This window comes from Streptomyces sp. XD-27, from assembly GCF_030553055.1.
Lineage (GTDB): Bacteria > Actinomycetota > Actinomycetes > Streptomycetales > Streptomycetaceae > Streptomyces.
Genome location: NZ_CP130713.1, coordinates 2,641,197 through 2,652,180 on the forward strand (window position 1 = coordinate 2,641,197; position 10,984 = coordinate 2,652,180).

Consider the following 10,984-nt stretch of genomic DNA (forward strand, 5'->3'; position numbering starts at 1 on the left):
ACAGCCATTCGAGATCCGGCGCGCCGCACGCCCACCTGATGGCGTCATTGATCGCCGGGAGATGTTCACCGCATGGATTGAATGCGCATCTCATCGCATCGACTGCGGAACGGAGTACGCAGCTCGGGCGATGCCGGAGAGGACGAAACACGTAACCGGGGCGCGCCGCGCGCGCGGCGCGGACGGCACGGACGACGTAATCCGGGTACGGGTACGGGGGCACCCGGCGGCGGCTCGCTACGACTGCTTGCCGCTGGTGATCCGCACGGTCCATACCCCGTCGGCGGTGCGTTCGCGCACCTGGACCCGCAGACCGCCGGGGTCTATGTCGAGGGCCTCCCCGACGCCGAGGGGAGCGTCCGCGAGCTTGGGATAGACCGACTCGCCGTGGCATGCCTCGCTGCCGGGGTGGGCGTCGAGCACCTCTATCGGGCCGTCGCCGGAGGCTATGTCACTGCGCACGCGGTAGACCAGCACGCCTTCGGCGCATATCCCCGCATCGTTACCGAAGGCGCCTCGCGCCTCTATGGCCAGCACCTCGGCCGGGCCGGTACGGATCACGACCAGGCGGGTGCGGAGGTCGGCGCCGGGCGCGCCCCGGGGTGCGGGGGCCCCTATGGGTGCGAGGCTGTGCACGGTGCGCCTGGGGTTGCGCAGGCAGGTGACCTGACGCCCGCGAAGCCAGCCGAGCTTCCATTTGTGCCAGCCGAAGGGGTCGGGGGCCAAGCCGAACTGGCTGCCCATCAGGTCCCAGTCGCCGACCCGGGTGTCCCAGTCGTCGCCGCCGTCGGTGGGTCGGCGATACAGGTCGGGCAGGTCGAAGACATGACCCGTCTCATGGGCGAGGACATGCAGGTCAGGGGGGTGGTTCTCAAAGACCGTGACGAGGCGGCGCAGCGGGGTGCCGTCGGCGTGCAGCGGCTGGTCGAAGTTGACGACCTTGGTCGCGTCGGCGTCGATGCCGGGGGCGTCGGGGTCGGCGACGAGGTAGACGATGTCATAGCGGGCGAAGTCGACGGCGGGGTCGGCGGCGGCGACGGCGTCCCGCAGATAGGCGGTGCGATGGGCGGGGTCCCAGTCACGCTGTATGGCGTACGAGGTGGATTCCTCGGGCATGGCCGTCCACCGCCGCATGGGGTGGACGCGCAGGTCGAACTGCCCGTAGGAGGCGCGCCGGAAGAAGTCGGAGGTGTCCGGGAAGTGGTCGGCGACCAGCTCGTCGGGGGTGGTGTAGGGCTCCGCGTCCGGGAACGACAGGAAGATCATCACCGCGTCGAGGGTCCGGGTGGGGCGCGGATAGCCGGTGTTCCAGGTGTCCAGCCCCTCGGAGTGATGGACGTCCCCGCGGGCCAGGACGCAGGGGCCACCCGGGTCCGCCGCCGCGGCGGGGCCGCTGATGACGGTTGTCGCGATCAGCGCGGTGAGGGAGGTCAGCACGGACCCGGCGCGGCGCGGCCAAGGCGGCCGGGCCACGCGCTCGGGTATCTGCGGACGCTCCACATCGACCTCCCGGAAGGCATCGGGGGCATCTCATTCACGGTGAGTCGGAATGCGGCCGGGCGCCCTGTTCCGTTGACCCGGTCGAGTGAAAGCGGCGGCTTCCGGGTACCTAACTGACGGTCACACTCGGTCATTGACACAGTGGGTCCGTGCAGACTTGAGCAGAAACGGCCAGACACATGATCATGAAGCCAAGGGTCCCGGTCCCGTTGCTGGAACGGCCGGAGTAACAGCCTCTATGATCGCCACACTTCCAGCGGGTATTCCCTATTCGGGTGGCCCTTCGCCGTCCGCCCGACGCCCGGTGTGAGCCATGCAAAGGACCTGTACGAGACGAGCACCACGCGGGAGCGAATGGTGAGCGGATCCCCTGATGACCAGGGCCCCGCGCCCCGCACCACGCCGCCGACGATCACTCAACGTCATGCTGCACCCAGTGTCGACGGCCGCGGGGCGCCGGCTGGTGACTATCGCGCGGCCTTCAACGCCGCCCGCCTCGCCATGGCGGTCGTCGACCAGGACGGGCTGGTGCTCGACGCCAACCCGGCCCTCGGCGAGCTGCTGGGCACCGAACCCGACCGGCTCACGGCCCGCAGCGCCGCCGACCTCGCCGACCTGCGCGACGATCCCCATCTGTGGGCCGAGTACCGGGAGGTGCTGCACGGCGACCGCGCCCGCCTGCGCTGCACCCGCCGGTTGAAGCCCGCCGACGGCCGTGCGCTGTGGGCGGAGGTGACCGTCGAGCCGTTGCCCGCGCCGGTCGCCGACAGCCGCAGTGTGCTGCTGTCGCTGGTCGACATCAGCGACCGGCACGAGTTGCAGGCCCGGCTGCGCCATCTGCAGATGCACGACCCGGTCACCCGGCTGCCCAACCGGAGCCTCTTCTTCGAGCGGCTCGCCGCCGCCCTGGAGGAGGCCGCCTGCACCGACGAGGGCACCGGCCGCATCGGCCTGTGCTATCTGGACCTCGACGGGTTCAAGGCCGTCAACGACACCCTCGGCCACCGGGTGGGCGACCGGCTGCTCGACGCGGTCGCCCAGCGGCTCACCGAGTGCGCCGCGCCCGGGGGCATCTGGTGGCCCGGCTGGGCGGGGACGAGTTCGCGCTGCTGGTCGAGAACTCCCAGGGCACCGAGCAGCTGTGCGACCTGGCCCGCAATGTGCTGACGGCCATCCAGCGGCCGTTCGACGTGGGCGGCCAGCGGCTGTCGGTGTCCGCGAGCATCGGGCTGGTGGAGCGCCCGGCCGCCGAGACCCACGCCACCTGGCTGATGCAGGCCGCGGACACCACGCTGTACTGGGCCAAGGCGGACGGCAAGGCCCGCTGGACGCTGTTCGACCCCGAGCGCAACGCGCACCGCATGACCCGGCAGGCCCTGTCCAGCACCCTGCGCCCCGCCGTCGAGCGCGAGGAGTTCGTCCTCGACTACCAGCCGCTGGTGGGGCTGGTCGACGGCGGCGTGCGGGGCGTGGAGGCGCTGGTGCGCTGGCAGCACCCGCGATTCGGACGACTGTCGCCGAATCGGTTCATCTCACTGGCGGAAGAGAACGGCGCGATCGTTCCGCTGGGCCGCTGGGTGCTGGAGACCGCCTGCCGGCAGGCCCGCCGCTGGCAGCTGGCGCACCCGGCGACCCCGCTGGTGGTCAGCGTCAATGTGGCGGTTCGGCAGGTGTGGGACTCCGACCTGGTCGCGGATGTCGGCGCGATCCTGGCCCGTACCGGGCTGCCGCCCCGGCTGCTCCAGCTGGAGCTGACGGAGTCGGCGGTGATGGGGTCGGCCGGGCGGCCCCTGGAGGCGCTCCAGAAACTCCACGACATGGGCGTCGCCATCGCCATCGACGACTTCGGCACCGGCTACTCCAACCTCGCCTATCTGAGCCGGCTGCCCGTCTCCACGCTCAAGCTCGACGGCTCGTTCGTGCGCGGCTTCCGGGCGGAGGAGCAGCCCAACCCCGCCGACGAGACGATCGTCGAAGCGCTGGTGGAGCTCGCGCACCGGCTGGGGCTGACGGTCACCGCCGAGTGCGTGGAGAGCGCCGAGCAGGCCGAACGGCTGGCGCGGATCGGCTGCGACACCGGCCAGGGGTGGTTCTACTCCCGGCCGGTGCCCGCGGACCGGATCTCCGCGATGATCAGCGGTTACGCGACGGCTGTCGGCGGCTCGTAGCGCGCCGGGAGGCCGTAGGCGTCCGCGATCAGCTCATAGGAGCGCAGCCGGGCGGCCGGGCTGTGCCCGGTCGTCGTGATCTTGATCTCGTCCACGCCGGTCCGCTTGATCAGGGCGTTCAGCCCGTCCCGGACCGCGTCCGGGGTGCCGAACTCCACGTTGGACAGCCAGCTGTCCACGAAGTCGCGCTCGACGGCGTTGAAGTCGTGGGCCTCGGCCTCCTCCGGGGTCGGGATCAGACCGGGGCGGCCCGTCCGCAGCCGGAGCATCGACAGCGCCCCCGTGAGCACCTGCCGGTGGGCCTCCCGCTCGGTCTCGGCGGCGAACGCGGAGACTCCGATGGAGGCGTACGGGCGCGTCAGCACCGCGGAGGGCCGGAAGTGCTCGCGGTACAGGTCCAGCGCGGGGACGGTGTTGGCCGCGGAGAAGTGGTGGGCGAAGGAGAACGGCAGGCCCAGGGTCCCGGCGAGGCGCGCGCTGAACCCGCTGGACCCCAGCAGCCACACCGACGGCCGGTCGGCGGACTGCACCCCGCCGGGCACGGTGCCCTGCACCGGGCCGGGGACCGCGTGGATCCGCGCGTAGCGGTGCCCGTCGGGGAAGTCGTCGTCGAGGAAGCGGATCAGCTCGGAGAGCTGCTGCGGGAAGTCGTCGGCGCCTTCATCGAGGCGGTCCGCGCGGCGCAGGGCGGCGGCGGTCGCCCCGTCCGTACCGGGTGCGCGCCCGAGTCCGAGATCCACCCGCCGGGGCGCGAGCGCCTCCAGGGTGCCGAACTGCTCGGCGATCGCCAGCGGCGCGTGGTTGGGCAGCATCACTCCGCCCGACCCCAGCCGGATGCGGTCGGTGTGAGCGGCGAGGTGGCCGAGGATGACGGCCGGGGAGGAGCTGGCGACCCCGGGCATCGAGTGGTGCTCGGCCACCCAGAAGCGGTGGAAGCCCCGGCTCTCGGCCAGCTTGGCCAGGGCGGTGGTGGTCCGCAGGGCCTCCGCGGCGGTCCGTCCGGCGCCGACGGTCGCCAGGTCGAGCACCGACAGGGGTACGGGTGCGCTGCCGAGGGGCTCGGCCCGGATGATGTCGTGCTGCTGGTCGGCCACGGTGGCCCGCCTCCCTGGTCATGGCGTGTACGGGGCGCACGCCTCTCGGCGTACCGCACGGCCTCAACCGGAGCGCGTCTCCGGTTATTCCCGGACCCGACCGGCCCCGCCCCGGACCCCGCACCGAGCCCCGCCGCGGATCCGCCCCGGACCCCGCACCGAGCCCCGCCCCGGCCCCCGACGGCCTACAGCTCCGACTCGCCCCAGGACGTGACCGCCAGCTCGTCGCCCACCGTCAGCTTGCCGGTCCGCAGCACGGAGAACTTCACGCCGAACGAGACGCCGCCCTGCGCCGCCCGGCGGTAGCGGGCCAGGGAGCGCAGCGGCTCCGGGCCCGCCCGCTCGCCGCGGCTCTGGTCGACCAGGGTGACGGCACAGCGGATGGCGAGCTTGAGGTAGCCCAGTTCGGTGTCGCCGATGCCGACCCGGCGGACCCGGTCCTCCTCGTGCGGCTCGTCCCACCCGTCCACCACGATGTTGGGCCGGAAGCGGTCCATGGGCAGCGCGCTGCCGCCCGCCGCCGCGAGCCGGCGGTTCAGCTCGTCCAGGGTGGCGCGGGAGAGGACGTGCACGGCGCCGCTGTCGGCGTAGGCGGCGGTGCCGGGGTGCAGACCGTCGACCACCCGCTGGTGATCCGGTGGCACCCGGACCAGCCTGCTCGGCGAGCCGAGCACGTCCGACAGCCACGCCGCCACGGCCGGGCCCTGGTCGATGCCCCGGTACGGCGTACGGAACATCTCCACGTCCCGGGGGGCCGACGTCGCGTCGACGGCGACCCGCAGTTCCTCCGCGCCCGGCGCCCGCAGGGTGAGCTGGTCACCGGCCTCGTTCACCTCCGGGCGGATGACGGCGAGCCGCGGGTCGGTCCGCTGGCTGCGGAAGACGCCGCTGTCGTCCACCACCAGGAAGGCGCGGTCATGGGCGAGACCGGCCTCGGTCAGCCGGGCCTCGGTCAGCGAGGTGCCCGCACAGCCCTTGATGGGGTACGTGGCCAGTGCGACGACGCGGGTGACCGGATCGCCCGGACGGTTGGTGCTCGTCATACGGCCAACCTAATGATCGGACCGCGGCGGAGGCGACCATTCCGCCGGGTAGGCCCGCTCACATGAAGCGGGTGGGCACGCTCACACGAAGAGCGTGCCGAGGCCCGGCCGGGTGAGCGGGCGGTCCAGGAGCCGCAGCCCCTCCCACACCGTGACCTGGTTGGCGGTGAGGACCGGTTTGCCCAGCGCCGCCTCGAGGTCGGGCAGCCAGGCCGCCGTGTGCAGGGCGGTGTCCGGCAGCAGGACGGCCTGCGCGTCCGGATGGTCCCCCGCGCGCGCCAGCCCCAGCACGTCCTCGCGCCCCCACGTACCGACCTCCGCCGCCGTGACGACGCCGCTGCCGCGCTCGGCGACGACCTCCGCGCCCGCGGCCTTGAGGAAGGCGGTGAAGTGCCCGGCGACGTCCTGCGGATAGGTCGCGGCGACGGCCAGCCGGGTGACGCCGAGCGCCCGCGCCGCGTGGACGAACGCGAACGACGTGCTCGACGCGGGCAGCCCGGCCGTCACCGCCAGTTCCCGCACCTGCTCGTGCGCGCCGTCCCAACCGAAGACGAAGCTCGCGCTGGTACAGGCCCAGACCACGGCCCGCGCGCCCTGGCGGACCAGGTCCGCCACCCCCGCGGCGAGCCGGTCCGCCGACCCCATCTCCAGCAGCGCGTCCACCCGGTGCGCGTCCTCACCCATGTCGGTGTGGACCAGCGGCAGCCGGACGGCGCCGCCCAGCAGGGCCTCCAGCCGGGGGTAGTCATCCTCGGCCGAGTACCCCGGATACAGGAAACCGACCGCGTCGCGCCCGGCCTCCGCGGCGTACCGGGTCGGCCCGGCCCCGGAATCCGCCGTCATCCCCGACCTCGCTCAGTCGTCATCCGTGACCTCGCTCTGTCGTCATCCGTGACCTCGCTCTCCCGCGGCCGTCCCGCCGCGCCGCGCACCCTCGCTTGATACGTCGTCACACAGGTGGCGGAAGGCCGCCGCCGAGGTCCTCCCCCTCGCGCGCCTCCCCGGGCTCCGGCTCCGCACCGGACGGCGGACCGGCGAGGGCCGCCTCCGGCCCCACGCTTGCCGGCCGCGGCCCCAGGCCCGCGGGGTCCGGCCTCGGTCCCGGCCCCATGCCCGCCGGGCCCGACCGCGCCGCCGGATCCAGCAGCGCCTGGTACGGGCCTATCGCATGCGCGCCGATCACGCGCAGCGCCGCCCACACCGTCACCTGGTTGGCGGACAGCACCGGCATCCGCAGCTCCGCCTCCAGCTGCGGGATCACGTCGTACGTGGGCAGGTTGGTGCAGCTGATGAAGAGCGCGTCCGCCGCGCCCACCACCGCCTGCCGGGCCATGTCGACCACGTCGCGGTACGGCACCTTCCAGATGTGCCGGGTCAGCCCCAGATACGCCCGTCCCGTCACCGTGACACCGGCCTCGCCGAGGTACTCCTCCAGCACGTCGGTCACCGACCTCGTGTACGGCGTGACCACGGCGATCCGCCGCGCGCCGATCTCGCACAGCGCGTCCAGCAGGGCACCGGAGGTGGTCAGCGACGGCACCTCGCCCGCCTGCCGCATCGCCGCGCACATCGCCCGCTCCCCCGCCACGCCGCCGACGAAGCTGCCCGAGGTGCACGCGTACGCCACGACCTCCGGAGCCACCTCGCTCAGCGCACGAACCGCGTTGTCCAGCGTCTCGTGCTCGCTGACCAGCCGGGCCAGGTCCAGACCCACCTCGACCGGCACATACGGCGTACGGGTCAGATGCAGCGACACGTGGTCCGGGACCCAGCGCCACAGCTCGCGGTCCAGTGCGAAGTCGAAGGGTGCGACGACGCCCACGCCGCGCTGCGACTGCGGGCCACCCAGGAAAGAGACGTCCATGTCGAGCCCCAATACGGGACGCCGGGACAGATGCCGTTGTTGACGACGGTAGTTAATGGTCCCTAGCGTGGTCAATCCACACATCTCTGGCAGTCGTCTCCGGCGGTGCCCGACAGCCTTCGGCGACACCCACAAGCACAGCGGACCTCCATGTCGAAACGGTTTCCCCGCCATGTCCGAAAGCACCGTTGTCGTCTTCGGTGACGACCCGCCCGTCCGCCTCGACCGGCTCGCCGGCCGGTCCCGCGTACTCGTCTGCGACGAGAGTTCGCTGCCCGAGCTGCTGCCCGCCGCCGACGCCCTGCTGGTCTGGGACTTCGCCTCCGACGCGGTACGCGCCGCGTGGCCCGGCGACGGACCGCGGCCGGCGTGGGTGCACACCGCGAGCGCCGGCGTGGACCGGCTGATGTGCCCGGAGCTGGCCGCCTCCGACACGGTCGTCACCAACGCGCGCGGCGTCTTCGAGCAGCCGATCGCGGAGTACGTGGCGGGGCTGGTGCTGGCCATGGCGAAGGACTTCCCCGGCAGTTGGGAGCTCCAGCGGCAGCGCCGCTGGCGGCACCGCGAGACCACTCGGCTGGCCGGGACGCGCGCGCTGGTCGTCGGGGCGGGCCCCATCGGACGGGCCATCGGCGGCACGCTCGGCGCGCTCGGCGTCACCGTGCGGCTGGTGGGGCGTACGGCGCGCGCGGGCGTGCACGGCGCACAGGAGCTGCCCGGACTGCTTCCGGACGCCGACTGGGTGGTGTGCGCGGCGCCGCTGACCGAGCGGACGCGCGGGATGTTCGACCGGGAGGCGTTCGGGCGGATGAAGCCCACCGCCCGGTTCGTCAACGTCGGCCGCGGGCCGCTGGTCGTCCAGGCCGATCTGGTGACGGCGCTGGTGGAACGGCGGATCGCGGGCGCCGCGCTGGACGTCTTCGCATCCGAGCCGCTGACGGCGGCCGACCCGCTGTGGGACGTGCCCGGGCTGCTGATCTCGCCGCACATGAGCGGTGACACGGTCGGCTGGCGGGACGACCTGGCCGAGCAGTTCCAGGACAACTACGACCGCTGGGCGGCGGGCGAACCGCTGTTCAACGTGGTCGACAAGCGGCTGGGGTACGTACCGGTGGACGACTGACCGGCCGCGCCGACCGAGGGGGCGCCCGCCGCGGCGCCGGGGCACCCCCGCCGCCCGCCCAAACCCCGCACACCTACGGAGGGCCCGTGAGCGACGCGACGACCGACAGGACAGGCCAGGGGACCGGCAGTGACGCGACCGGCGACAGGACCGATCCCGCCGACCTGACGGCCACCCAGCTCGTGGCCCGGTACGCCTCCCGTGAGCTGTCCCCCGTCGAGGCGACCCGCGCCGTGCTCGCCCGTATCGAGCGGATCCAGCCGAAGGTCAACGCCTTCACCCGGGTGGACGCGGACGGCGCGCTGCGGCAGGCCGCGGCGTCGGCCGAGCGGTGGCGGCGGGGGCGCCCGCCGGGCTGCTCGACGGCGTCCCCGTCACCGTCAAGGACCTGCTGCTCCTGCGCGGCGCCCCGACGCTGCGCGGCTCGCGGACCGTCCGTGCCGACTCCGCCGCGTGGGACGAGGACGCGCCGTCGGTGGCGCGGCTGCGCGAGCACGGCGCGGTGTTCGTGGGGAAGACCACGACCCCGGAATTCGGCTGGAAAGGGGTCACCGACAGCCCGCTGAGCGGGGTGACCGGCAACCCGTACGATCCCACGCGCACCGCGGGCGGCTCCTCGGGCGGCAGCGCCGCGGCGGTCGCGCTGGGCGCCGGGCCGCTGAGCCTGGGAACGGACGGCGGCGGCTCGGTCCGTATCCCCGCGTCCTTTTGCGGGATCTTCGGTTTCAAACCCACCTACGGGCGGGTGCCGCTGTATCCGGCCAGCCCGTTCGGCACCCTCGCGCACGTGGGGCCCATGACCCGGGACGCGGCGGACGCGGCGCTGCTGATGGATGTGATCAGCGGGCCGGACTGGCGGGACTGGTCGCAGCTGCCCCCGCCGGAGAGCGCCTTCCGCACGGCGCTCGCGGACGACACGGCGCGCACGGACGGCACGGCGGGCGCGTCGGGGCTGCGGGTGGCCTACAGCCCGGCGCTCGGCGGCACGGCGCGGGTGCGTCCCGACGTGGCGGCCGCGGTACGGCGCGCGGTCGAGCTGCTGGCGGAGCTGGGCGCGGACGTGGAGGAGATCGACCCCGGCGTGCCGGACCCGGTGGAGGCGTTCCACGTGCTGTGGTTCAGCGGCGCGGCGCGGCTGACGCAGCCGCTGGCGGCGGCCGACCGGGAGCTGCTGGACCCCGGGCTGCGGGAGGTCTGCGCGCAGGGCGCGGCGTTCAGCGCGCTGGACTATCTGGCCGCGGTCGATGAGCGGATGGCGCTGGGCCGGGCGATGGGCCGGTTCCACTCCGCGTACGACCTGCTGGTCACGCCGACGCTGCCGGTCACCGCCTTCGAGGCGGGCGCCGAGGTGCCCGCGGGCTCCGGCCACACCCGGTGGACGGGGTGGACGCCGTTCACCTATCCGTTCAACCTGACCCAGCAGCCCGCCGCGACCGTCCCGTGCGGGGTGGACGGCGACGGGCTGCCGGTCGGGGTGCAACTGGTGGCCGCCCGGCACGCGGACGCACTGGTGCTGCGGGTGGCGCACGCGCTGTACGGGGCGGGGGTGGCCGAGACGGTGCCCCCGCCCGCGCTCTGACGGCCGGGGCCGCACCCCGGCGCGCTACGCCCTCCGGAAGCTCAGCGTCTCGCCCAGGGCCCCCGCCCGCCACAGGTCCTGGCAGGCCGCCGCCATCCGGTCCAGGCCCTCGACGACCGCGCCCCAGACGATGCCCGGCACCCAGCCGGCGTCCCCGTTGATCAGCAGGTTGTTGCGCTCGTAGAACAGCGCGAGGTCGACCACCTGGTGCCGGCCCCGGTGCTTGGCGTCGGACTCGTACCCGTAACTGGCCGTGCCCAGCTGCGTGTCGGAGAAGGTGAAGTAGCACAGGTCGCCGGGGATCGGGGTGATCGTCGGGTTCTCCAGCGGCGGCTCCTGCGGGGCGAACGGCGGCAGCAGGGCGTAGATCTCGTTGCGCGCGTACTTCGCGTGGTAGACGTCGCCGCCCAGCGGCAGCGCGTTCCACACCGCGTCGCAGGTGATCGGCGCCCGGTCGTCCAGCAGGACCGCGGTGCAGCTCACCCCGCGTTTGTCGAGCGAGACCTGAATACGGCGCTGTCGGGCGGCGGTGGCGTGGTCGCTCATCGTCACTCGGCTCTCCTCCGAATCATCGTCCGACGAATCGTCGTCCGAATGGTCGTCTTCCGGAATG

7 protein-coding genes and 2 pseudogenes are annotated in these 10,984 nt (G+C 73.4%); 3 read left to right on the forward strand and 6 right to left on the reverse strand.

From position 1 onward, the window contains the following. Positions 1-237: 237 nt before the first annotated feature. Complete coding sequence (locus Q3Y56_RS11570; protein ID WP_304461871.1) at positions 238-1,500, reverse strand: M6 family metalloprotease domain-containing protein; 1,263 nt, start codon at positions 1,498-1,500, stop codon at positions 238-240. A gap of 354 nt (positions 1,501-1,854) precedes the next feature. Here Q3Y56_RS11570 and Q3Y56_RS11575 point away from each other — a divergent pair. Further along, positions 1,855-3,668 (forward strand): annotated as a pseudogene (locus Q3Y56_RS11575) (putative bifunctional diguanylate cyclase/phosphodiesterase). Here Q3Y56_RS11575 and Q3Y56_RS11580 read toward each other — a convergent pair. The 4 genes from Q3Y56_RS11580 to Q3Y56_RS11595 form a co-directional block, all read right to left on the reverse strand. Further along, on the reverse strand, positions 3,641-4,762 hold the full coding sequence (locus tag Q3Y56_RS11580; protein ID WP_304461872.1) for an LLM class flavin-dependent oxidoreductase: 1,122 nt from the start codon (positions 4,760-4,762) through the stop codon (positions 3,641-3,643). The pseudogene Q3Y56_RS11575 and the gene Q3Y56_RS11580 overlap by 28 nt on opposite strands. 185 nt (positions 4,763-4,947) lie before the next feature. Then, positions 4,948-5,805, reverse strand: a complete 858-nt coding sequence (locus Q3Y56_RS11585; RefSeq protein WP_304461873.1) for an MOSC domain-containing protein — start codon at positions 5,803-5,805, stop codon at positions 4,948-4,950. 81 nt (positions 5,806-5,886) lie between these two features. Beyond that, positions 5,887-6,648, reverse strand: a complete 762-nt coding sequence (locus Q3Y56_RS11590) for a decarboxylase (protein WP_304461874.1) — start codon at positions 6,646-6,648, stop codon at positions 5,887-5,889. Between the two features lie 106 nt (positions 6,649-6,754). Next, on the reverse strand, positions 6,755-7,669 hold the full coding sequence (locus tag Q3Y56_RS11595) for an aspartate/glutamate racemase family protein (RefSeq protein ID WP_304461875.1): 915 nt from the start codon (positions 7,667-7,669) through the stop codon (positions 6,755-6,757). 172 nt (positions 7,670-7,841) lie between these two features. Here Q3Y56_RS11595 and Q3Y56_RS11600 point away from each other — a divergent pair, with 172 nt between their 5' ends. After that, positions 7,842-8,792 carry a D-2-hydroxyacid dehydrogenase gene (locus tag Q3Y56_RS11600; RefSeq protein ID WP_304461876.1) on the forward strand — a complete coding sequence of 317 codons (951 nt, stop codon included), beginning with the start codon at positions 7,842-7,844 and terminating at the stop codon, positions 8,790-8,792. Between the two features lie 164 nt (positions 8,793-8,956). Continuing rightward, a pseudogene (locus Q3Y56_RS11605) lies at positions 8,957-10,371 on the forward strand (amidase). 24 nt (positions 10,372-10,395) lie between these two features. Here Q3Y56_RS11605 and Q3Y56_RS11610 read toward each other — a convergent pair. Then, positions 10,396-10,917 carry a DUF3830 family protein gene (locus Q3Y56_RS11610; RefSeq protein WP_304461877.1) on the reverse strand — a complete coding sequence of 174 codons (522 nt, stop codon included), beginning with the start codon at positions 10,915-10,917 and terminating at the stop codon, positions 10,396-10,398. Between the last annotated feature and the right edge of the window lie 67 nt (positions 10,918-10,984).